General features: G+C 56.1%; 22 protein-coding genes. 12 read left to right on the top strand and 10 right to left on the bottom strand.

All coding sequences use genetic code 11. The features are described 5' to 3' along the window. Nucleotide 1: 1 nt before the first annotated feature. From L1S32_RS08240 to L1S32_RS08225, 4 genes are all read right to left on the bottom strand, one after another. Nucleotides 2–553 (bottom strand): hypothetical protein, encoded by a 552-nt coding sequence (locus tag L1S32_RS08240; protein ID WP_278154543.1) that lies wholly within the window; start codon nt 551–553, stop codon nt 2–4. A gap of 98 nt (nt 554–651) precedes the next feature. Continuing rightward, entirely contained in the window at nt 652–1,221 is a 570-nt protein-coding gene (locus L1S32_RS08235; RefSeq protein ID WP_278154542.1) for a hypothetical protein, read from the bottom strand. 49 nt (nt 1,222–1,270) lie between these two features. Beyond that, nucleotides 1,271–2,506 (bottom strand): 4Fe-4S binding protein, encoded by a 1,236-nt coding sequence (locus tag L1S32_RS08230; protein WP_278154541.1) that lies wholly within the window; start codon nt 2,504–2,506, stop codon nt 1,271–1,273. Between the two features lie 213 nt (nt 2,507–2,719). Beyond that, nucleotides 2,720–3,262 carry a YqhA family protein gene (locus tag L1S32_RS08225; RefSeq protein ID WP_278154540.1) on the bottom strand — a complete coding sequence of 181 codons (543 nt, stop codon included), beginning with the start codon at nt 3,260–3,262 and terminating at the stop codon, nt 2,720–2,722. A 22-nt stretch (nt 3,263–3,284) separates the two neighbouring features. On the opposite strand from L1S32_RS08225, the gene L1S32_RS08220 reads away from it, so the two are divergent. The 8 genes from L1S32_RS08220 to L1S32_RS08185 all read left to right on the top strand — a co-directional run bounded on the left by L1S32_RS08220 (nt 3,285) and on the right by L1S32_RS08185 (nt 9,089). Further along, nucleotides 3,285–3,569, top strand: a complete 285-nt coding sequence (locus tag L1S32_RS08220; protein ID WP_278154539.1) for a hypothetical protein — start codon at nt 3,285–3,287, stop codon at nt 3,567–3,569. Nucleotides 3,570–3,697: 128 nt separating this feature from the next. After that, a complete protein-coding gene (locus tag L1S32_RS08215; RefSeq protein WP_278154538.1) occupies nt 3,698–3,895 on the top strand; it encodes a CxxC-x17-CxxC domain-containing protein in 198 nt (65 codons plus the stop codon). Nucleotides 3,896–4,101: 206 nt separating this feature from the next. Further along, nucleotides 4,102–4,905: a 4Fe-4S binding protein gene (locus L1S32_RS08210; protein ID WP_278154537.1), complete on the top strand. Its 804-nt coding sequence runs from the start codon at nt 4,102–4,104 to the stop codon at nt 4,903–4,905. Nucleotides 4,906–5,023: 118 nt separating this feature from the next. Continuing rightward, complete coding sequence (locus tag L1S32_RS08205) at nt 5,024–6,235, top strand: phosphoglycerate kinase (RefSeq protein ID WP_278154536.1); 1,212 nt, start codon at nt 5,024–5,026, stop codon at nt 6,233–6,235. Nucleotides 6,236–6,293: 58 nt separating this feature from the next. Next, nucleotides 6,294–6,854: a redoxin domain-containing protein gene (locus L1S32_RS08200; RefSeq protein WP_278154535.1), complete on the top strand. Its 561-nt coding sequence runs from the start codon at nt 6,294–6,296 to the stop codon at nt 6,852–6,854. Continuing rightward, nucleotides 6,824–7,528 carry a cytochrome c biogenesis protein CcdA gene (locus tag L1S32_RS08195; protein WP_278154534.1) on the top strand — a complete coding sequence of 235 codons (705 nt, stop codon included), beginning with the start codon at nt 6,824–6,826 and terminating at the stop codon, nt 7,526–7,528. Before L1S32_RS08200 ends, L1S32_RS08195 begins: the two co-directional genes overlap by 31 nt. A gap of 110 nt (nt 7,529–7,638) precedes the next feature. Then, nucleotides 7,639–8,748 (top strand): adenosylcobinamide amidohydrolase, encoded by a 1,110-nt coding sequence (locus L1S32_RS08190; RefSeq protein ID WP_278154533.1) that lies wholly within the window; start codon nt 7,639–7,641, stop codon nt 8,746–8,748. Nucleotides 8,749–8,867: 119 nt separating this feature from the next. After that, complete coding sequence (locus L1S32_RS08185; RefSeq protein ID WP_278154532.1) at nt 8,868–9,089, top strand: hypothetical protein; 222 nt, start codon at nt 8,868–8,870, stop codon at nt 9,087–9,089. Between the two features lie 458 nt (nt 9,090–9,547). Here the strand turns inward: L1S32_RS08185 and L1S32_RS08180 are convergent, their stop codons facing one another. The 3 genes from L1S32_RS08180 to L1S32_RS08170 all read right to left on the bottom strand — a co-directional run bounded on the left by L1S32_RS08180 (nt 9,548) and on the right by L1S32_RS08170 (nt 14,606). Beyond that, nucleotides 9,548–10,195, bottom strand: a complete 648-nt coding sequence (locus L1S32_RS08180; RefSeq protein ID WP_278154531.1) for a DUF4013 domain-containing protein — start codon at nt 10,193–10,195, stop codon at nt 9,548–9,550. Nucleotides 10,196–10,561: 366 nt separating this feature from the next. Beyond that, nucleotides 10,562–11,209, bottom strand: coding sequence for a DUF4013 domain-containing protein (locus tag L1S32_RS08175; RefSeq protein WP_278154530.1), 648 nt, complete (start codon nt 11,207–11,209; stop codon nt 10,562–10,564). A gap of 202 nt (nt 11,210–11,411) precedes the next feature. Continuing rightward, the gene (locus L1S32_RS08170) at nt 11,412–14,606 is read right to left on the bottom strand and encodes a tetratricopeptide repeat protein (RefSeq protein WP_278154529.1); all 3,195 of its coding nucleotides are present in this window, start codon (nt 14,604–14,606) and stop codon (nt 11,412–11,414) included. 713 nt (nt 14,607–15,319) lie between these two features. On the opposite strand from L1S32_RS08170, the gene L1S32_RS08165 reads away from it, so the two are divergent. From L1S32_RS08165 to L1S32_RS08150, 4 genes are all read left to right on the top strand, one after another. Further along, nucleotides 15,320–15,580 carry a hypothetical protein gene (locus L1S32_RS08165; RefSeq protein WP_278154528.1) on the top strand — a complete coding sequence of 87 codons (261 nt, stop codon included), beginning with the start codon at nt 15,320–15,322 and terminating at the stop codon, nt 15,578–15,580. Nucleotides 15,581–15,799: 219 nt separating this feature from the next. Next, nucleotides 15,800–17,305, top strand: a complete 1,506-nt coding sequence (locus L1S32_RS08160) for a DUF2193 domain-containing protein (protein WP_278157074.1) — start codon at nt 15,800–15,802, stop codon at nt 17,303–17,305. A gap of 62 nt (nt 17,306–17,367) precedes the next feature. Further along, nucleotides 17,368–17,580 (top strand): DUF2180 family protein, encoded by a 213-nt coding sequence (locus L1S32_RS08155; protein ID WP_278154527.1) that lies wholly within the window; start codon nt 17,368–17,370, stop codon nt 17,578–17,580. A 1-nt stretch (nt 17,581) separates the two neighbouring features. Continuing rightward, nucleotides 17,582–18,322, top strand: a complete 741-nt coding sequence (locus tag L1S32_RS08150; RefSeq protein WP_278154526.1) for an MIP/aquaporin family protein — start codon at nt 17,582–17,584, stop codon at nt 18,320–18,322. Nucleotides 18,323–18,346: 24 nt separating this feature from the next. On the opposite strand, the gene L1S32_RS08145 is transcribed toward L1S32_RS08150, so the two are convergent. The 3 genes from L1S32_RS08145 to L1S32_RS08135 form a co-directional block, all read right to left on the bottom strand. Then, nucleotides 18,347–19,684, bottom strand: a complete 1,338-nt coding sequence (locus L1S32_RS08145; protein ID WP_278154525.1) for an NAD(P)/FAD-dependent oxidoreductase — start codon at nt 19,682–19,684, stop codon at nt 18,347–18,349. 24 nt (nt 19,685–19,708) lie between these two features. Continuing rightward, a complete protein-coding gene (locus L1S32_RS08140; RefSeq protein WP_278154524.1) occupies nt 19,709–20,656 on the bottom strand; it encodes a hypothetical protein in 948 nt (315 codons plus the stop codon). A 71-nt stretch (nt 20,657–20,727) separates the two neighbouring features. Then, a complete protein-coding gene (locus tag L1S32_RS08135) occupies nt 20,728–21,507 on the bottom strand; it encodes a helix-turn-helix domain-containing protein (RefSeq protein WP_278154523.1) in 780 nt (259 codons plus the stop codon). Between the last annotated feature and the right edge of the window lie 43 nt (nt 21,508–21,550).

Genomic DNA, 21,550 nt, shown 5'->3' with positions numbered 1-21,550 from the left:
CTCATTCTCCTGCTTTATTGCCACGCTTCTCCTCCCGCCCCTGCCGAACCAGACAGGCGAAAATGAAGAACTCTGCCCCGAGAACGATATGAATGCCGCCCATGATACCAAAGGAGAAGAGGTACAGGATGGCAGGCGGGAACATGGGTGACCCCGCGCCCAGAAATGCGGTGATGTTCAGGGCCTGAATGAGTCCTCCGGTGGCTGCAGCACAGAAGAGTGCCGCAATCACCGTCATGATGCCTGCATAGGGTGTGTATTCCGGTCGTTCTGCGAGGATGAAGATCGGTGAAAGGATGATGAGCGGCCCGGCAACGGTGAGAAAAATTCCGCCAAAAATGGTTGCAGGCCCCATCCCGGTCACATTTCCCATCGCAGCAAAGATTACTGCTCCCGCGAAGGCGCATCCGAGAGCAGCACCTGCCTTCACCCATCCCCTGGCAGGCATCAGTGAGAGGGCTGCATAGAGGATGCCGCCGAGTACAGCTGTTGTCAGGCCCTGCATGAAGACCAGAAAGACCAGAATAAACGCAGGCGATGAGGCAGAGATCATTACAGGGTGGTCAGTGTGCCATCACTTCAGTCTTTTGGCATGTGCGCCCGCTCCTTTGAAATCCGCATTGCCTGCTCAGCCGGTGGAAGGGATTTCCCTTACCTCTCCGGCGCACGCCGGTCACAGTTCTCCTGCATCAGCGTGCGGACTTCACATGCACCAATAAAGAAGACCACAGCGATGGATGCGTCGACAATTCCGGTAAGAAGTGCATGAATAATCGCAAAATCAGTTCTGCCTGTCAGTAAAGACAGGGCGGTATATAATCCCAGTCCACCCAGCAGTGCGGTGATGCCGCCGGTAAAGAACAGGGCAGGAAATACCGTCTCCTTTCTCAGGCATGGGATATATCTGCTGAACCCGGATATGACGAGTGCACCTCCTGCAAAGAAGAGCGGATGAATCAGAAATCCGGTTGCTGTGGTGAGAAGGGGTATCGGAACAAACGGTGTGGGGGGCATCTGAAGATTGTACCAGACTGAGGCCGCACACCCGCAGAGAAATATCCCCGGCCCTGCCACCCGCCGGTCAACAGGGAGACAACCCGCGGCAAACACGGTGAGTGTCCCTGCGATGCCGAAGACGAGGCCGAATACCAGAAAGAGGAGAATATAGGAGGGGTCCACACGACAGATGTCTCGCCCTCCCGGTGCATAGTCCTTTCTCAAGGGGTGTGTGTGCCCGGTGTCTGTCTTTCATCCTGCCGGACGGGGGCGTTTATTCCTTTACATCCCGGGAGACGGGATCGGTGAAGGTGAGTGCCCCTTCAACGGGGCAGACATCAATACAGCGCCCGCAGAGATAGCATTCCGGCTTTCTTTCCCACGGCCCCGCCTCACCGGTCGGGCAGACCTTTTCACATTTTCTGCAGTTGATGCAAGCCTCGGTCCGGGTGACGCAGGTCTTTCCTGCCGCTGTGCAGGCCGAAAAGACCGCACCGAAGGGACAGAGGAATCGGCAGAGCGGACGGTAGACAACCACCGAAACGGCAAGGACTGCCGCAAAGACGAGGGCACCTGTTGTCAGGGCGAAGGAAAAGAATGCCTCCACCCCCGTGTATGCCGGAATATTCACAGAATACCGAATGCCAATGATGGCTCCGGCAAGCACCACCAGCCGTACTCCCTGCGGAACCGCACGGTTCTGTATCAGATATTTCCTCCCGGGCACGCGGGATGCGAGCTCCTGAATGGTCCCTACCGGGCAGATATGGGCGCAAAAGGTTCTTCCGGTGACAAAGGTCAGCATCACGAGGATGATGATGGCCGCCATGCCCGGTGCGATAACCCTGATGTCCCCCAGCGCTGCCGCAAGGCCGTAGAAATATACCGGCATGAGGGGGGCTGCGAAGACAAATCCGAATGCGGTCGTCACCGCGAGCAGGAGGAAAGCTGTCTTTTTGCTCATCAGGCCGCGTGACCAGACAACTGTGGCAAGGACGGTCCCTGCGAGCATATAGACGACAGCTCCCGAGGACCCGAGGGAGACGTCACCGGTCAGAAGGTACACAGCGATGCCGGATATGCCGAGGGATATAAGGGATGAAAGTGCGATGGTGCCTGCATTCAGTTCCCTTGAAATCCCTGCCCTCCCGGAGTGCATGAACCAGAGAATTCCGGCATTGAAGACCAGAAAGAGCATTGCCCAGAGAAGAACGGTGCTTCCCATGAGGATGTCTGCACCGCCTGCAAGGGCCTGGTCCGGTGAGACCGATGATGCGGTATCGATGGCTGTGCCGGTGGATGCAGAACCGTCCGGCGGCGTGGTGCCCCCGTCCGTCAGCGTAAAGTCGCAGAGCCTGTTGCCATCCGCATCCGTGAAGAGCATGCATCTGCCGGGGTAGGGACAGTTGCCGATGCCTTTCGGGCAGACGGCTGCGCAGACGGGGGCGGTTATCACGGCAGTTCCTGCAACTCCTGCCGGGAGGATTCTTCGGATTAGGGGGATATTCATCTCAGGCACCGGGTCGTATAAGGTCTGATCAGCATGGGAAACGGACGATTAAAAAAGAGTAGGATACCTCTGGTTGCACACAGATCAGATGTCGTTCCCATCATGCCCGTTTCTCTCTTTCTCTCTTGCGGGCAGGTGTCTGATTTCCGGATGCTGATGTGCTGAAACTTTCCATAGCATGAAAAAATCGGAACTGATTTTTGGAAAAATGAGTTAATGGCGTCCCAAAAAGTAGACGCCCACACAGATGACACAGATGGATATTGCCATGGCAAGCATGTCATAGGCGGTGGAAAATTCCATCGAGAGAATCCGCTGGAAGAAACTCACGATGAGGACCATGATGATGACCTTCACGATCTTGTTTTTGAGGTCATCGAGGTTTTTCACCTCAAGGATATTGCCGAACTCCCCTTCCTCATGGGCGATATCAATTTTGGAGATGAAGAGTTCATAGATGCCGAAGGTGAAGATCAACAGGACGAGGGCTATCAGGTAGAAGTCGATGGCGCCGATGATCGCTATGAGGATCTCTTCGTGGCCGACATGGGCGTTCGATTTGAAGATGAAATCGACGAGCGTCGAATAGATCTCAAGCGAGCCTGCCACAAAGAGTACGATGGCCGATAGCGCGCCGAAGAGGACACCCAGCAGTACAATATACCGGATGCTCCAGAGGCCTTTTTCAAATTTCTCTTCAATCGGGTTTATTTCCTTCCCGTTGGTCTGTTTTCGGGGACGATTTGTGTTATCCATTTCTTAAGCCTCGTTTCCGGAGGTGGCGGGGATTGCGGGCCTGCCCTCTGCCGTGCGGGTGCTGCAGACAGTTACCCTGCCCTGCTGTCGCATTGTACTTGGTCTGTTGGGTAAAAAATCCTCCCGGCCCGCAGTCATCCCTCCGGCCGCTGCCGGGGATGGCCTGCTGTTTTGGCAGTTCTGTTCTGTGCCGGGATGGACAGATTGTGCCACTGTGGCGCAGGTATGCGGCACCATCCGCCGCGCAGGTATCTGGTTGATTCCGGAAGAAAATTGTGTCTGCATGAACCCTGCGGTTATGGGGTGATTGTATCGTTTCAAACGATATCCTGTCATGTAATCTGAATATTGCCATACTTCTGCCGTTGCGCAAAAAATGGGTGTGATGCGAATATCTATTATCTCATACGACCTCTATTTATCTGAGTTTATCTCATGAACGACAGAAACAATTACCGGGGCGGAAGCCGTGGTCACGATGGCGGACAGCGCTCCTTTGGCGGGCCCCGCGAAATGCATAAGGCAACCTGCGCAGACTGCGGAAAGGAATGTGACGTTCCATTCAAGCCTACAGAGGGAAGACCTGTGTACTGCAACGATTGCTTCCCAAAGCACAGAAAACCCAGATACTAATACCTTATTAGTATCCTACTTTTACTATTTCGTTTCTTCCGGCAGGTTGTCCTGTCTGTTGTTTTCCCATTTGTTCCCTGAATGGTCAGTTTCGCTTTGATCTGTTTCGGCCGCATGACTCCTGCTGCCGCTCCTCCTGCATCTGCAGGTAAAAAAAGGGAGTCCTTTTCCCCTTGCACGCAAGAGAAGGAGACTGACTGGTTTTTATGACTGATGACCTGAAGCAGATGATACAGACAAAATGCCGCGGGATGGATATTCCTCTGTTGGGCATGGCCCATGTCTCCCGGTGGGAGGACCTGTCCCTCAATCCCGATATGCCGGAGGCATTCTATCCCCGTTCCGTATGGCCCGAAGCACAGTCCGTGCTGGTGATCGGTCTCCCGGTGCATCTTCCCGCCCTCGAGACGTCGCCCTCCATCTGGTACCGCGAGGAATATCGCACCATCAACAGTCTCCTTGACCAGTATACTTACCGGCTGGCGGAGTATCTCAATTCAGCAGGGTATCCGTCCGTCTCTGTCCCCCGGGACGGGTATGGGCATGTGAGTGTGCTGGTGGACACCCCGGTGGCCTTCTTTTCCCACCGGCATGCGGCATACCTTGCGGGGCTCGGCACCTTCGGCGTCAATAATATGCTCCTTACCCCGCAGTATGGGCCACGTGTCCGGTTTGGGTCGGTCCTTACGGCAGCTTCCCTTGCGTCCGACCCGGTGATGGAGGGCATGCTCTGCACCCGGTGCATGCAGTGTGTTGAACAGTGTCCTGTGCAGGCGCTCAGTGAAGAGGATTACCCGGACGGCCTGACGGATAAAGCCACCTGCGCCGGATACAGCCAGAGCCTTGCCAAACACTACCGCTCTCCCTGCGGCGTCTGTGTCAAGGTCTGCCCGGTGGGTGAGGACCGCGTGCTCTACTGCCGGGAGGATACCGGAATATACCGTGACCGTAGTGGTGCCGAAGCCTGCCACCGTGCCTGGGAGCATGTCCGCCGGTATGGGGTGAAGTGACCGTGCCTGCCCCTGCACCGTTTTCCCGAAGAAACCAATATTGCAAATCCGGTGCAAATGATAATCCATAGAGAGAAAACCGTCTGTTCTCTTTCGTGCCCCCCAGGTGTAATATAATATGAAATTCGCAACGCTCACTGAAACGGAAACTGCCGGTGAAACCGTACTCCTGCGTGTCGATTTTAACTCCCCGATAGATCCTGCCTCCAGTATCATCCTTGACGATAAACGGTTCCGGGAACATGCACCGACGGTGCAGGCGCTGGGTGATGCAAAGTGTGTGGTCATCACCCATCAGTCCCGTCCGCAGAAGAAGGATTTCACCACGCTGGAGGCTCATGCCGCCCGGCTGGAGCGCCTCATCGGCCGTCCGGTCACCTACATTGATGATATATTCGGGCGATGCGCCCGTGATGCGGTGGCGGAGATGGAGAACGGCGACGTCCTGATGCTCGAGAATGTCCGGTTCAATGCCGAAGAGAACCTGAAGATGTCAGGTGAAGATGCCCTCGGGACGCATCTGGTGCGCAATCTCGCCGCCATGGGGGATCTCTACGTGAACGATGCATTCGGCACCGCACACCGGTCGCAGCCGACCATCGTCGGCCTCCCGCGTGCGATGCCTGCGGTGGCGGGGCTTCTCATGGAAAAAGAGATTGCCACCCTCTCGCGGGTCCTTTCCGGGGCACCGGGGCCCGTCACTTTTGTCCTCGGCGGCACCAAGGTGGATGACTCCCTCGATGTGGCGGCAAATGTCCTCTCCGGCGGCATCGCAGACCGGGTCATCGCAGTCGGCGTGGTGGCAAATGTCTTCTTCAAGGCACAGGGCATAAGTATCGGATCGCCATCCGAAGATCTCATCCGCAAGCTCGGCTACCTCCCGGAGGTCGAGAAGGCACGTGATATTCTTGCCGGATACGGGGATAAGGTTGTTCTGCCGGAGACGGTCGCGGTCCGTACCGGTGACTCCCGCGATGAGTGTCCGGTCACGGCCATCCCTGACCTGCCGGTCCTTGACTGCGGCCTTGAATCCATCGGCCCCATAACGGATCTCATCCGTGAATCCGGCACGGTGGTCTTAAACGGGCCTGCCGGCGTCTTTGAAGACCCGCTCTTTGCGACCGGCACCAATGAAATCCTGCGGGCCGCTGCAGCCGCAGAATTCTCCGTGGTAGGCGGTGGACACACCGCGGCGGTCATCGAATCGATGGGCATTGACCAGATGTTCTCCCATATCTCCACCGGCGGCGGCGCCTGCATTGAATTTTTAACCGGGAAGACCCTCCCGGCAGTAGAGGCCCTTGCGGTGTCAAAAACCCGTTTCTGGTAAGAGACATTCGCCCTTTTTTCCCGGAGGTATTATATTCTCTTTCATGTCATGGTGACATATGGAGAAGAAAACTATTCTCGTTCTGCTCCTCATCGCTCTCGTCGGCATTGTGATTGTGGCGGCTTTGCTGTTTCCCGGCGATCCCGGGGCTGCGAGGCCGTATGACATCTCATCTGCGGGATGGCTCACGGTTCCGCTCACGGATGCCCTCACCGGGGAGACGGTCACGCTACAGGGCCTGCGGGACGGGGGGCAGACGGTCATCGTGCAGACATTCACCCTTTCCTGTCCCATCTGCACCGCCCAGCTTGGCGAACTTACCCGCCTGCAGGCTGACTATCCGCAGGATGTCGTTGTCGTCGGCCTCTCCCTGGATGCGTCGGTGTCGGCAGGGGCCCTGGAGGCTCATGCGGAGGATAACGGGCTTACGGTGATCATGGCTGCGTCCCCGGCTTCTCTTACTACAGGCCTTGTCGAAGGGTGGGGGAGGGATATGCTTGTACCCGCATATGCCCCGGTTGTTCTCTTCTGTCCGACGGGAAACACTGCTTATAAACTGAGAAACGGGCTGAAATCATCAGAAGAGGTGTGGCAGTCGGTATCCGACTCCTGTGCATGAGCGTTCCATTCCTCCTCTCATGGGCTCTCTCGTTTCTGGCAGGAGTGCTCACTCCCCTGGGTGCCGTCTGTGTCCTCCCGCTCTATCCCGGGTATCTGGCCTTTCTTGCCGGGCAGTGCGCTGCAGGGTCACGGGCCCGGCCCCTGTACCTCGGGCTTTGCGTCACCGGGGGAGTGCTTGCAGCAAGCCTGCTCTTTGGCTTTGTCGTCATTACCCTCTTTGGCCTCTCCGCCGATGAGGTGACGACCGTTCTCTCACCCCTGCTCTTCGGGTTCCTCGCTCTTTTGGGTGTGCTGATGATCGCAGGCATCGACCTTTCCCGGTTCCTGCCGCATGTCACCGCCCCCGGTGCCGCATCGCCCTATGCCGCCGCCGTTCTCTTCGGCCTCTTCTTCGGCCTCATCGCCCTCCCCTGCAACCCGGCGGGCATCGTCGTCCTCTTTTCCCTATCGTCAACGGCCCTCGCATTTCTGGACAATTTTATCAATTTCCTCTTCTTCGGGGTCGGGATGGCGCTGCCCCTTCTGCTGCTTTCCCTCCTCTCGGAGGAGCGCACCCGCCGAGTCACCGGGTTTCTCATCCGCCGGGCGGTCCCCATCCGCATCGGGTCCGGCCTCTTTCTGATCGCGGTTGCACTTTACTATCTCTTTGCTGTGTTCCATATTGGTGGGTAACGAATGCCGGATGAGGGTATTTTCCGGCAGGTAGGGCAAATCATCCGAATTTATCTGTTCTGCGTTCTGAATACTAACTATTCGTAAAATTTCGGTGGGTCATGACGGAAGTGAGTACTGGTGATGGAAACGTCGTTCTCTGTAAGACCGAAGGGGGGGAGACGGTGTACCGTGACGAAACAAGTATCGTGGCCGTACTCCCGCCGGGCCGGGCGGTGCTCTCCACCTCATGGCTGAACGGCGGCTACCGGGAAGGCATCCGGATGGTCTTCAACCACCATCTGTCGGAGGATGCCTGCCGGTCGGATGCACTCGAAGGGGGGAGCGTTGAGGGATACCTCCGCCTCACCGCCGCCCGCCTCGGCTTTGACCCTGATCTGTCGACGGGAATGCTCACAAAGGCGGATATGTGCAATGCCGCCACTGTCACGCATACCTTCCGTGACCTCACGGTGACCGCGGTCGTAACGGGCGGCATCGAGGCGAACGGTGGCCGGGCCGGCGACCCGGCCTCGTTTTACGAAGAGAACGGTGAATTTGGTGATGCTGGGGGGACAATCAACACCCTCCTTATCATCGGTGCTTCGCTTCCGCCGGAGACCATGGCCCGTACGGTGATGATGGCCGCGGAAGCGAAGGCGTCTGTGCTCCAGGAGCTGATGGCCCCGTCCTGCTACTCAGCAGGCATTGCCACCGGGTCCGGGACGGATATGATCACAATCGTAAGCAACCCTGCCCATCCACTCTATCTTACCAACGCGGGCAAGCACGCAAAACTGGGAGAACTCATCGGGCGGTGCGTCCGGGAGGCGACGCGGGACGCACTCGCCCGGCAGACCGGCCTCGGGCCTGCGAGTCAGCACAACATGCTGGTCCGGCTCGCACGCTTCGGCATCGGGGAAGAGGATTTTTGGGAGGCTGCCGCTGCCCTTCCCGGTGTGCAGGACCGGGTCTCCTTTCTGGCTGCCCTCCGGGTACGTGCCACGGATCCGGTGCTGGTGGCGGCCACTGCCGCTGTCCTCCACATTGCAGATGAGGTGGCATGGGGTCTTGTGCCTGACGAAGCCGGGAGGCAGGCTGTCTGTTCGATGATGACGGGAATCCCTGCTGCTATCGGGATAAAACGGCCTGTCCGTCCCGATGGTTTTTGCACCGGCAACGGGATGATACCTGAAGAATGGGTCCGTTTTGTGGTCTGGTGGATCGAATACGGGCCATAACAAACGAATTGTCCTTCAATATAAAATCTGCTCAGGAAATGCAAATATGGGCGAAAATTATTTATGCTGTTCGGCATATTATTCCTCACGCCATATAACCCGGGGGGGTATGAAGAGGTATGGGGCTCAGGATAATGATGGTGACAGGTTTTATACTTGTCCTGATGGTTGGATTTTGTATTGGAGGGGCGGTGACGGGTGAGGCTGAACTGCAGACAAAAACTCCGTTTACGGTGACGATGTACGAGTGTTTTTCTTCATTCATTGATCTGTTCACGGGAACAGACGGGAATGCCGCAGGAGGGTCTGCACCTGAGGGAGCAACCGAAAACTCTGAATAGGTTCAGGCTATCGATTTAACAGGGATTGCACTGCCTTTGGAGCAGATCATGCTGCCATTTAGATCGTCACATCCTTTCTATTCCATCAGGACGCAAGAGAACACAATGCCGTTGGCTGTTTCCCTGGAGGAGCCGGGGTTCTGTCGGCAAAGATATTCTCTTAATGTCTTTTTTCATCCTCTTTTCCCATTGTTTCGTGTAAGGGACGGCTGATCCCTGAATGTGTTGTGCCCCTGCTCTTTGAGGTATCGGGGTGTCTGCGGTTGAGCAGGCAGTCATATCGTTTGAGAAGAATACCCTGGACGCTGGACGGTCGTTTTCCATGGGGTTCCTGCTTTTTGTATCGGACAGCATTGTGGCATTCATATGCAGGAATATGCAGGAGAAGGCACTGCCTTCTCTTCCGTTTCCTGAATTAAAAAAATGAAAAGAGGGTGGTTTTGAGTATTTCAGGCTGTTTATGCACTGTCGTACAGGTTGCAGATGAACCGTGACGAGAAGATGGCAAGGAACGGAGCCAGAATGAACATCAGGAGCCATCCGATGATCGGGATGAGTGTCAGGACGAAGTAAACGACTCCAACCACAATACTCAGCACGATGAGTGCGATGATGTAGTTGACCCAGCCAATAGCTGCTATTTTGTCTTTAATTTCCCCGAAAGCAAATGCCTCCCCGAACTTCTCCATCCGTGCAAACCGGACAAGGCCGATGGTGGCAAACAGTCCGCAGAGGATGGCGATGATGAACGTGATCAGGAGGCCGAGGCCCATGCCTGCGATTGCCGCACCTGCCACAGCGGGGTCGGATGCCATTGCAACGCCGACGGACCCGCCGATGAGAATCACGGCAACAATGATCGCCGGAATCATCCATATGATCGAGATGATCACATACAACAGCCCGTCGATGAAGAGCTGCACGTAGTCTTCCAGCTCAGGTGCCGGTTTCGTTCCCCGGAGCACCCGGATGGTGTAGCCATACAGGATAAAGTTCACAATGGGGATGATGCTGATGATCATAAGCAGGATCCACCGAACCCATTTTCCGAACAGGGCTTCCTTTGTATACTCAAAGGATTCGCCAAGATTTTCTCCAATTGCCATAGTATTCACCTTGTTTCAGGGGTAAATAGCACTATCTCTTAAAAATATTTAATCTTATTCCGGAATGGAGATAATTTTTGTAAAAAGAGAAGAATAACCTGTCATTTGCTACGATAATGACTGATTGTTTCGTCATACCGGCTGCATTATTTCTCTGCAACTCCGGTATGCCATCCGGATGTCCGGCAGAGCGTGTCCACCCTGCATTCAGGGAAGTAATTTCCCGTAGTGGGCGGTCGTGAACGAAATGGCTCCCGGTTTCAGGGTATGAATAAATGGTCTGACTAATTTCTGTGAGCTGAATGCACTATCCCGGTAGTGCTGCAAAAAATGAAAAGGAGGGGTTTTATGTGTATTTCAGGCTGTTTATGCACTGTCATACAGGTTGCAGATGAACCGTGACGAGAAGATGGCAAGGAACGGGATCATAATGAACATGAGCAGCCATCCGATGATCGGGATGAGCGCAAGAACAAAGTAGATGACTCCAACCACGATACCCATCACGATGAGTGCGATGATATAGTTGACCCAGCCGATTTCACCGATCTTATCTTTGATTGCGCCGAACGCAAATGCCTCGCCGAACTTCTCCATCCGTGCAAACCGGACAATGCCGATGGTGGCAAACAGTCCGCAGAGGATGGCGACGATCATCGTGATCAGGAGGCCGAGGCCCATGCCTGCGATCGCCGCACCTGCCACAGCCGGGTCGGATGCCATTGCAACGCCGATGGATCCGCCGATGAGAATCACGGCAACAATGATTGCAGGAATCATCCATATGACTGAGATGATAAAATACAACAGTCCGTCGATGAAGAGCTGCACATAATCCTCAAGTTCGGGTGCCGGTTTTGTACCCCGGAGCACCCGGATGGTGTAACCATACAGAATAAAGTCTACTATCGGAATGATGCTGATGATGATAAGCAGAATCCACCGGACCCATTTTCCTACCAGTGCTTCCTTTGCATACTCAAAGGATTCGCCAAGATTATCTCCAATTCCCATAATTATCACCTTTTTCAGGGTGACTAGCACTATCTTTTAAAAATATATAATCCTATTGCAGAATTATGGTTGTTCTTCGTTAATTTGATAAATGAATGGTCATTTACTAGCGAAAATAACAATCGGCCCCGCATTATGATGAAATGGGTGTGATGCACGTCCAATCCCTTTTCGGCCGGAATGGTTGCGGGTAAAAAAAACGTCAGAATGTCTCTTCATCACCAGAAGAGAGCATATTCAGAGCCGCTGCGGCCTCTTTGAAGCGTCCGACAGCCATGTATGCGGCACCCAGGCGGGAGCGTGCGGCATCGTCTGAGGGGTTTGCCTTGACGGCCTCCTCAAAACAGGGAATGGCCTGTTCATACCGGCCGGTCTCTGCAAGGGCACGCCCTTTCCCGTACCATGCGGCAGCCGTCCCGCCCCCGAGGGCGGTGAGCTGGTCGAACGCCTTTCCTGCATCCTGGTATTTTCCTGCAGAGGTAAGCACGGCGCCGAGCACAGCCCAGTAGGTGCCGTTCTTCCGGTCCGCCTCAATCGCCGACTGGATGGCGGTGACTGCCTCGTCCATTCTCCCCATGCGTTCGTAGAGTGTGCCTGCGAAGAAGCGGGCATAGGCCATGTCCGGATTTGCGTCCCTGAACGCCTCTGCTGCCGCGAGTGCGCCTTTCAGGTCACCTGCGGCGAGGGCTGCCTCGCTGAGCAGATACTTCGGTTCTGCCCGGTCCGGTTCTGCCGCCGCCGCCTCCGAGAAGACCCGGGCCGCCCCGGCATAGTCCCCCGCATGCATCATCGTGCTCCCAAGCCGCATCTGCATCAGGGTACTCCTGCCGCCGGATGAGAACGCGGTCCGGTAGGCTTTGGCCGCCTCTTCGTACCGGCCGAGCCGCTCCAGGGCAGATGCCCGGTATTCCCATGCCTGACAGTTTTCGGGGTCAATGGCGGTGATTTTTTCGGTGACATCAGCGACCGCCGCATACTCGCCGGTGAAGAGCAGACAGGCGGCAAGGGAGAGCCAGCTGTCGGTATCATGCGGGTTGACGGCGAGCACCTCCCGGTATTCGGCTGCGGCGTCTGTGAACCGTCCTGCCTTCTCATAGGCACGGGCCCGGAGGCTGCGGGCGGTATTGTCAGCGGGGACGATCCGGAGATAGGCAGAGAACGCGTCCGCCGCTTCCGCTGCCCGTCCGGTCGCAAGAAGGGCTGCGGCCCGCTCGCGGAGTGCCGGTGCGTGGTCCGGCTTCAGGCTGAGGGTCCGGTCAAAGGATGCCAGCGCCTCACCGGTGTTTCCGAGGGCGAGCCCGATTCGCCCGGCTTCGTAATGCACCGCCGGATCGGAGGGCCGGGTCTTTGCGGCAGATATGAGACATTTTCGTGCGTCTTCCATGTCTCCTTTGCGCAGATATGTCTGCCCGAGGGCGATCCAGGCATCGGTATTCTCCTGATTGCGTTCAAGGGACCGCTGGAAGAAGAATATCGCCTCATCATACTTTCCGAGGGAGGCAAGGGACTCGCCGAGACGCAGCGATGCTCCCGCCCGGCCGGGTTCCGCCTCAACCACCTGAATATAGACTCCGGCTGCATCCTCGAGGTCCCCTGCCTTCTCTAAGAGGGCCGCCTTCTGGGCAAGCAGGCTGATATCTGCAGGTGCAATCGCACGGGCCTCTTCGATGACCTCCAGCGCCTCCCGGTATCTGCCTAAGTATTCCAGGGCAGAAGCCATCTGGCGCTTTACAACAAGATCCGTCCCTGCCTTTGCATCAACCGGTTCCAGTGCATCAAGGGCTGCTTCATACCGGCCCATCTCGAGAAGGGAGCTGCCCTTCAGGGCGAGAATGCCCGGATCGCCGGGGTGCTCTTCCAGGATGCGGTCAAACACGGCAAGGGCCTTTGCATGATCCCCGGACGTCTGATAGATGATTCCCAGTTTTCTGCGTGCATTCCGGTCTGTTATCCCGGCTTGGATCGCCGCGGCATAGTGTGCGGCAGCCTGTGCTGTGTTGCCGGTGTGCAGGCATGCATCGCCCAGCAGGATGACTGAGTTCCAGTCACCCGCTTCGGCAGCCGTTACATGGGTGAGGGCCTCAGTTGCCCGTGCATAGTCCCCGATATGCATGAGTGCTTCGCCTTTCCGGCGCCAGGCGCTGAGGTCGTTTCTGTCTGCGTCGATAAGACGCGAGTACAGGGTGATGGCTTCACGTTCCCGGCCGAGGTGCATGAGAGCATCTGCCTGCATCGCAGCAAGGGCATTCATCCGGACATCGATGTCCATGGACCGGACGCCTTTGTTTCGCTTGTCACTCGAGAAGAGGCTGAGTTCAGCCTCCGTGCTGATCCATGAGACCGCCCCGTCGTTATCCTCTTCGGTGACTTTCCTGAGGCTGGTATATGCCTCGTCATACTGGCCGAGGCCGGAGAGGCAGATGCCGCGGTGGTACCAGGCGAGACTGTTTGTCTGGTCCACACGGAGCATTGCATCAAAACAGTCGGCTGCCCGGCGGTAGTCGCCGGTGTGCTCCAAAGAGGCGCCCATCAGGTACCACGCCTGCATATCCTCCGGATTTTTCTTCACCACAATCTCGAGTGACTGTGCACATTCACGGAAGTCTCCCTTCCAGAAGAGGGAGGCTGCCCGGTAATATCCGGGCACCGGATTCTCCGGCATGGCCATTGCGGCCTTACGGTAGGCATCTGCCGCTTCGCCAAACCGTCCAAGGGATTCACAGAGTCCGGCAAACCGCATTGCAACAGCCACCGCATTCCCGTCTGTCTCCAGGACCCGTGCATAGACTTCGGCCGCCTCTTTTCGCCTCCCTGCCCGTTCCAGGGCATCACCGGTGAGCGTGAGCAGTTCGGTGTTGTCGGGGCAAAACTTCAGCACCTGGGTGAGGTAGGTGAGTGCGTCTCCCGTATTGCCGGCCCGCAGGTGGAGCCGTGCCGCCCGTTCGCGAAGTCTGCGGTCATCCGGGTCAATCCTGAGTGCCGCCTCGGCGGCCGCTGCTGCATCGGAGTAGCGGGCAAGGCGTTCAAGGCAGTCGGTCTTTCTGAGCCATCCGTTCAGGGCATCCGGCCGGTGTGCGGTGACGACGTCGTAGCATTTCACGGCCTCTGCATAACTGCCGGTCCGCATCAGAGCTTCACCGAATGACTCCCACCCGGCGATGTCCTCCGGATTTTTCTCCACACTGGCCCGGAATTCCCGGGCGGCCTGCATCGGTTCCCCAAGATAAAAGAATGCCTCTCCCCGCAGATAATGGATGGCGGGGTCGTCAGCGATATCAAGGGCCTTTCCCAGATCCCGGGCAGCCTCTTCATATCTGCCCTGGGTGAAGTGATTTTTCCCTTTTTCAATCCAGGGATTCTGGTCTCCCTGTCCGAATAAATTATCAAAAAGCGCCATGAACAGAAATCACCCGCTGTGGTTGAGTACACTATCCTGCTGTGAAGCAAAATGTGTTTCTCTTCAGGGAAATCAGAATCCGGGGAGGGCACTCCCATGCGGGATGAAAAGGGGTCCGGTGATGTACGGGGATGAGAATTACGCGGATAACAGCCAAAATCGCTTATTCATACAAATCGGCAGGGCAAAGGCTCCTCTGCACGGATTTTCTCAGAAAGAGGTATGGGTCTGAAGGAAGGTCAGTAATGCTGTCAATAGAGCAGTGAATAATCACTGCCTGTCCTATTTGGTGGCAGAGAAACATGCCCGGGTTCCCTTCAGACTTTGCCTGTCCCCCGGGTATATTCTCCTCTGTTTCATTTGGGGGGGTGTTGTTGAAGAGGTGAACAACGTTCTATACAGCCGTCCGCCATGTTGGGGGGGGTTTGGCGTCCGGCCGGAAATTACTGAATGTTGTCCTTATATGTGTTTGGATGGATCATCGACACCGATGGGACAATAATCATACCTCTTCCCTGCGTCATCTGGACATGACTCTGCCATCCTCTTTGTTGCTCTTCAAAGTAGTTTAACATTTCGTTGGTACGCTAGGCAATTCTGATATGCATTAGCGTCTTGCGGTAGTTATTTGATATTGAAATTGAGATTATTCTCTGTTATGCTGCTTTTAGAGGTAAATATCGCTTTTAGATCCGCTTTTCGGGGGTATGTGTATGGCAACCGGTGAGAATACGGGTATGGACCTTGAAGCGATCCTGCTTCTGACCGGAGAGATGGATCATATGAAGGAGCTTCTCCATCATTATGCACGCGATAAATCCGGAATAAGTCCTCAGGAAATGCTTGAATGCGTGATTCATCCCCTCCTTGATGAACTGGAGGATTATCTTAAATCCGAGGTGTCTGCTCCACAGGATGCAGAGTATCTGAAGGCTGTGGTGCACCGATGGATAGATGCCCGGTTGAATGGCTGAATATATATTTTGCTGTAAAAACCGCACATTTCTGCATGAATCGACGAATTGTGCCTGAAAACTGCCAAATTGCCTGATTTAAATCTATTCTTTATGTCACTCGGGAATATGGGGTTTATTTAATATATATTCTGCCCTGCGCGCGCCGTGTTCTGGCATAGGTTTATATTTGAGGTTGAGTCATAGGGAGTCGTGTGGTCGAACGACCTTGAGAAGGTGATGGAAGTGAAAAACATATATGAAAAGATGGTTGACGAGGCCATGGGCGCCCAGTGGGCCGACGTCAATGTTCTGAAAGAGAAGAGAGGAAAGGAATTCCATGTGACGGACGGAAAGGCGTACGTCGATGCAGTGAACAAGATGACGGTGGGCGAAGGTCAGTCGAAGGCCGTTATTGACCTGCACGTGAAGTCGGTGAATGCCCACTACGATACCCTGACGGGACTCACAAACTACGTAAAGCCTGAGGATGACCCCTTTGTCGAGCACTACCAGACACCGGTGATGCTTGAAATCCTCTGTGATCATGACGAAAAATTCCGCAAGAGTGTGGAGACGTTCATTGCAAAGATTGGCGATATGAATGCGATGATCGGCCTTGAATCCGCCCGCAGATATGCCGGATTCTACGGGCCGACCTGTGTGGTTGACTTTGCGATGATTCCCGGTTCCACCAGCAATGTAGTGAACCAGATCCTCAAAAAGACCGACATCCCTGCAGATCACAAAAAGACGCTCCTTGCAGCCAAATCCTGGGGTATGAACACCTCATATGGGGTGGGGGAGGTCTTTGCACAGTCTGTTGAAGGCGGTGACACCCTTGCTGCGGCCGTTGATAAGGAGATTGCCATGCTAAAGGGTATTTACGAAAACCCGGTCGAGGCACAGGCCAAACTGATGGACAGCCTTGGCATGGACTCGTTTGATCCACGGAAGTACATGGCGGAATACCGCAAAAAGATGGAGCCCGTCGTAAAAGCAGCGGTTGACGATGGCGTGCACTATGCCAATATCGTAACAATTCCTGCCTACTGTGTGGGTGACATCGCTCACCATATCGCACAGTCCACGTTCAACATGTGCAAGGATGACATGGTGATGGGCATCATCGAAGGCGTGACCCAGGTGGTGGACTCTTCCCTGCGTGCCGCGATTCCAAAGTTCAAGAACCCCGGTCAGGTGCTCGCTCTTGCCACCGGCAGTGGTGCCGCCGCAGCGGAGTGCCTGCTTGAAATGGACGGGTTCAACGGGCCGTCTGTCGTTGAATTCCTGACCCGCCGGTTCCACAACTATGTCCAGCTCTACCCGACACGCGGTGCTGCAGCCGAACTGCACAACTGCGACTTCATGGACATGGTCCACCGTGGCTGGGGTATCATTGACCGGGCACGCAAGATGAAGGCAGGGACCGGGGCTGACCTGAAACCGAATGTGAGCGGCCTCCCCATTGACCTCGGGCCGCTCATGGCCCATGATGTGATCAACAATCCGCAGCGGTATGTCTATCCGGCCTGTGCCATCACGGTCCGGTTTGCTGCAATGATGAGCCTTGCTGATTACCCGTGCCTGCTCACATCCGAACCGGTCACCGCGACGATGATGACCAATGTCATCGCCCTCGACAAGGCGACGCCGGCAGCACCGGTCCGTGCATGCAAGAACTGCGCCTCGGCCTCACTCGTCGACTTCAGGCACCAGTACTGTGAGTACCGTGAGGCGGTGTGAGGGGGCTCCCCCTCACGCCCGCTGTCCGGGAAGACGTCTGACCGGACGGGGTGGTATGTGAAATGAAGTGCTATGTATGCGCAAAAGAGGGCAGGGATACCGATGCTGTAGCCGTATGTATCGTCTGCGGGATGGGGCTCTGCATGGATCATGCAATCCGTGAGGAGAATGATGTCTGGGAAGGCGGGTATCCGTTCCCGGCAAAAAAGATAAAACAGCGTCTCCCGCGTATCCTCTGCCCCGAGTGTTCTCTTGCATTGAAAGGAGATGGGTGAAATGGCCTCCCTCATGAAACGTTCAGTGGCTGAACTGGTCGGTACCATGCTGCTGGTCTACTTCGGCTGTGGGGCAGCAGTGATCACCCTGACGACTGCCGCACGGGAGTCGGGTCCGCTCCAGTCTCTGACAATCGGTTCACTGGGGGGGCTCGGGGACTGGCTGGCTATTGGTCTTGCCTTCGGTATTGTGATAGCTGCTGTTATCTATGGTCTTGGCCGGGTATCGGGCGCTCACATTAATCCGGCGGTGACGATTGCCCTCTTTGCCTCCAGAAGGTTCCCTGTCACTGATACGGTGTCATATATCGTTGCGCAGCTGGTGGGTGGGCTTCTGGGGAGTATCTTCTTCTACCTCTCGGTAGGGATGGATGCTGTCACCATTGGCGGGCTTGGAGCGACCGCACCCGCACCGGGTATTACGTTCGGGATGGCGGTTCTTGCAGAAGTCATCGGCACCTTTGTCCTGATGATGGTCATCATGGGGGTGGCGGTCGATGAAAAAGCACCCCCGGGATTTGCCGGTCTGATCATCGGCCTTACGGTCGCAGGTATCATCACCACCATTGGTGGGGTGACCGGTTCTTCCCTGAACCCTGCCCGCAGTTTCGGTCCTGCGATGGGTGATCTTCTCCTGGGCGGACCTGATGTGATGGGAGCATTCCCCATCTATATTGTCGGCCCCATCATCGGAGCACTTGTTGCTGTATTCTTCTACGACTGGATCGTAAAAGAGGACTAATAATTCTTTTTTTTTTTTGGAAAATTATCTGTCTTCCCGCTGTTCTGCACAATATCGCATCAGCCATGCCACTCCTTCCGTCGAGGGGTGCACTTCGGTAAACATGTCCATCTCATCCACACTGAACTCCCTGTTTATCAGGTATGCCAGGTAGCCTGCGGCAGACGATGACTGTGGTGCCGCTTCATAAAATCCGGTCATCCTCCCGGTTGTGGTGTCTGTCATCAGAAGGGACCGGCCGGTATTGCGCTCGGGGACAAGCCAGAATGATCCCGGTCCTGCCGGAGAGGGGATTATGATGCCCTTTTCATCCGCATCCGGGTGAAGAGCGATGGAATGTTCATGGCGCAGCCTGATTGACTGCGGAATACAGGCGGGTGCGGGCTTCAGGGGCAGCCCGAGAATGGCGTCTGCTGCAGTGCGGCCTTCCCGCCGTGCCACGGGGGTGAGATACGGGGGGCCTGTTACATCGCCCGCCGCATACACGCCGGGAACACTCGTCTCCATCCGTTCGTTCACCCGGATTTCTCCGTTCGGTCCGAGCGCGATGCCGGAAATCCCGTCTGTCCGGGGAATAAGCCCTGCTGCAATCAGCACGGTGTCGCAGGGAATTAGCTCTTCGCTCCCTCCGGTCCTGACCCGGACACCGGTGGCGGCACCTGCGCCGGTGCCTTCAATGGCAATAGTCTCCGTCTCCTCGTGGATCCGGACCCCTTCAAGGTCCTTTTTGGCACCTTTCACCAGCGGGCCGGGAAATCCCCGGAGAAGGGTGCTTCGTGCCACGATCTCCACTTCTGCCCCTGCGGCATGGAAGATGTATGCATACTCGACCGCGATAACGCCGCTGCCGATGATGACCATCCGCCGGGGGGAACGCCTGAGGCGGGAGAGGGAATGGGCGGTATACACCTCTGAAAGGCCGGTTCCCGGAATGGCAGGGATGCGGGGAACCGATCCGGTGGCAATCAGGACTGCCTCCGCTGCATACTCTTTGCCGCCTGCATAGACCCGTTTTCCCTCCACGCGGGCGTCTTCACAGACGACGGTGACGCCTGCCTCCCTGGTTTCGGTGTCAAGAACGCCTGCTATTGTCTCCTGAATGCCTGCCATCTTCTCCTGCAGGCAGGCATAGTCAATCCGGGGTGCGGTGTCGGTGATCCCGAACCGGTGCAGTGTCCGTGTCTCCTCACAGGCGCGGGCCGCATCATTCTGGGCACAGATGACCATGCAGCCCTCGTGGAGGCACTGGCCGCCCAGCCCCTCCGGCCGTTTGTCAAAGAGGATGACCTCTTTTCCGTGTGCGGCAAGGCGCATCGCTGCAATCCGTCCCGCAGGCCCTCCGCCGATGACTGCCACTCCCATGCTTTCCCCTCCTCTCTTCTCTGTTCAGAGAACCTCTACTCCGTCGTCCATGGGCATCTCAAGGAGATCCCCGGTGAACGCGTTCACCTCAGCGATCCGGTTGCCGCGAATCTGCCAGACCGGCACATACACGATCTCAGAAGAGATATTGATATTCTGCGGGTCAGGGGAGAAATCCCGGTCTTCATAGAAGATAGTGTCTCCCTCGGTCTGGCTGATGCGTACGGTCTGGGAGAGCTCTTCGACGAGGGCTGTGAGCACCCGTTCTCTGATGTCGTTTTTGGTCAGTTTGGGCGGCAGGATGTCCGCATCGCCGGGCACTGCCTTTGTCTCGGTGATCTCTGCGGTGAAGTCTCCTTTCAGGCCGTTCACCGCACTCACAACACCGTTCTCCTCACGCTCAAAACTGATGATATGGCTCTTGTAGATCTTCTCCCCGTGACTCTCCGCCCGGTATGACCAGTAGGGGATGAACCGCAGGGTAGCGGTGCCCTTCACTCCGCAGATGGCCTGTGCCCGTGAGGCAGTGATCGCCACCGGCAGGTGCGGTATTTCGGGGCCGGGTTCAGGTTCGGGTTCCGCATATGTCTGCACCGCTCCACGGGGTGCGGTGGAGCCGGCAGATGGAGAGAGGGGCAGGCTTGCGGTCTCCCCCCGGATATAAGAGCCCGCGGCACGGGCAATGGTTTCGGTGAGCTCCTTCTCCCCCCAGACGGTGCAGGACTGCACCTGCACCGGCAGTGCGAACGAGATCAGGAGTTTTGTACAGAGCACCGGGCCTGATTCAAGGGTGACCCGATATTTCAGGCGGTCAAACTCCTGTATTTCAGTAGCATCTTCAGAACAGAGGATCACAACACACTCGTCACCGCGGAACGCAGAGAGGTCTATTGCCCCATCGCCGTCATCCACCTCGTAGGATGCAGCTTTGAATATCCATCGAACAACGTCTTGGGCTCTTCGGGGAATCATTAAAGGAGATTGTTGGATGTTGGATACAACAAACTTTCCGGTTTCATACCGGACTCAATAGCTTTTCGTTCTCAGGGGGTGGATACATGCCCTTTGACAAAACTCCAGTACCCGGCAAAGAGACTGAAAAACGCCGGTGACTCTGAATAGAGTGCGCTGAGGACATTGGCATCATCATGCACAAATGCCATCACCCGCCGGTGGTCGACGATGATGATGCAGGGCGGCTTCTTCTCCCCCGGAAAACTCTCGGGATGCGGGACCATTCCTATTACCAGTTCCCGTGCATTCGGGGGGATGTCATGCCTTTCCCGGCCGCCTGCGGTGGCAATCTCCACTGTTACCTCCGGGCCAAGAGCGCTGATCGCCTCCTGGATGGGCGCCGTCAGGATGGTGTTGCCGCTTAATATGGCCACTTCTGATTCTGCAGACCGTATCAGGTCAACCGCCCGGCTGCCGATATTCTCTGCGCCGTGGATGCTCCAGATCATCTCCTGCCGTTCTGCATGGTTCATGCTGACACGCTCATCATAGATGGCAGAAAGCTCCTTTTTGACTTCAGCAGAGTCCTGTGTGATGTGCGCGATAAGGCCGTCTATGGCTTCATCCGGGGGGGTGGCTGCAAAGCGTTTCGGGGAGGTGGTTGAGATATTGACCAGCTGTTTTTTGCTGAGTTTGTCAAGAACGGGATAGACGGATGCCCGCGGCACTCCGGAAATCTCGTGTATTTCGGTTGCTGTCGCGCCGTCGACCTGAAGGAGTGCGATATAGACGAGGCTCTCATATTTTGTCAGGCCGAGGGATTTCAGGTGTTCCTGTATCATTGAGGTGCTGGGGGCAGTCTTAGCCATTGGCATAGGAATATATAATGAGAATGCAGATAAATGTTGTTAC

The sequence above is a fragment of the Methanogenium sp. S4BF genome (assembly GCF_029633965.1).
In the GTDB taxonomy this organism is placed as follows: domain Archaea; phylum Halobacteriota; class Methanomicrobia; order Methanomicrobiales; family Methanomicrobiaceae; genus Methanogenium.
The sequence above is the reverse complement of the archived record's forward strand: the minus strand, read 5'-3'. Positions and strand labels throughout refer to the sequence as shown.

What these genes read in the sequence shown, in the direction of transcription:
- L1S32_RS08240 (WP_278154543.1), bottom strand. Translation starts at nt 553, where the DNA reads ATGATCTCTGCCTCATCGCCTGCGTTTATTCTGGTCTTTCTGGTCTTC.
- L1S32_RS08230 (WP_278154541.1), bottom strand. Translation starts at nt 2,506, where the DNA reads ATGAATATCCCCCTAATCCGAAGAATCCTCCCGGCAGGAGTTGCAGGA.
- L1S32_RS08225 (WP_278154540.1), bottom strand. Translation starts at nt 3,262, where the DNA reads ATGGATAACACAAATCGTCCCCGAAAACAGACCAACGGGAAGGAAATA.
- L1S32_RS08215 (WP_278154538.1), top strand. Translation starts at nt 3,698, where the DNA reads ATGAACGACAGAAACAATTACCGGGGCGGAAGCCGTGGTCACGATGGC.
- L1S32_RS08210 (WP_278154537.1), top strand. Translation starts at nt 4,102, where the DNA reads ATGACTGATGACCTGAAGCAGATGATACAGACAAAATGCCGCGGGATG.
- L1S32_RS08205 (WP_278154536.1), top strand. Translation starts at nt 5,024, where the DNA reads ATGAAATTCGCAACGCTCACTGAAACGGAAACTGCCGGTGAAACCGTA.
- L1S32_RS08200 (WP_278154535.1), top strand. Translation starts at nt 6,294, where the DNA reads ATGGAGAAGAAAACTATTCTCGTTCTGCTCCTCATCGCTCTCGTCGGC.
- L1S32_RS08185 (WP_278154532.1), top strand. Translation starts at nt 8,868, where the DNA reads ATGGGGCTCAGGATAATGATGGTGACAGGTTTTATACTTGTCCTGATG.
- L1S32_RS08180 (WP_278154531.1), bottom strand. Translation starts at nt 10,195, where the DNA reads ATGGCAATTGGAGAAAATCTTGGCGAATCCTTTGAGTATACAAAGGAA.
- L1S32_RS08175 (WP_278154530.1), bottom strand. Translation starts at nt 11,209, where the DNA reads ATGGGAATTGGAGATAATCTTGGCGAATCCTTTGAGTATGCAAAGGAA.
- L1S32_RS08170 (WP_278154529.1), bottom strand. Translation starts at nt 14,606, where the DNA reads ATGGCGCTTTTTGATAATTTATTCGGACAGGGAGACCAGAATCCCTGG.
- L1S32_RS08165 (WP_278154528.1), top strand. Translation starts at nt 15,320, where the DNA reads ATGGCAACCGGTGAGAATACGGGTATGGACCTTGAAGCGATCCTGCTT.
- L1S32_RS08160 (WP_278157074.1), top strand. Translation starts at nt 15,800, where the DNA reads ATGGAAGTGAAAAACATATATGAAAAGATGGTTGACGAGGCCATGGGC.
- L1S32_RS08155 (WP_278154527.1), top strand. Translation starts at nt 17,368, where the DNA reads ATGAAGTGCTATGTATGCGCAAAAGAGGGCAGGGATACCGATGCTGTA.
- L1S32_RS08150 (WP_278154526.1), top strand. Translation starts at nt 17,582, where the DNA reads ATGGCCTCCCTCATGAAACGTTCAGTGGCTGAACTGGTCGGTACCATG.
- L1S32_RS08145 (WP_278154525.1), bottom strand. Translation starts at nt 19,684, where the DNA reads ATGGGAGTGGCAGTCATCGGCGGAGGGCCTGCGGGACGGATTGCAGCG.
- L1S32_RS08140 (WP_278154524.1), bottom strand. Translation starts at nt 20,656, where the DNA reads ATGATTCCCCGAAGAGCCCAAGACGTTGTTCGATGGATATTCAAAGCT.
- L1S32_RS08135 (WP_278154523.1), bottom strand. Translation starts at nt 21,507, where the DNA reads ATGGCTAAGACTGCCCCCAGCACCTCAATGATACAGGAACACCTGAAA.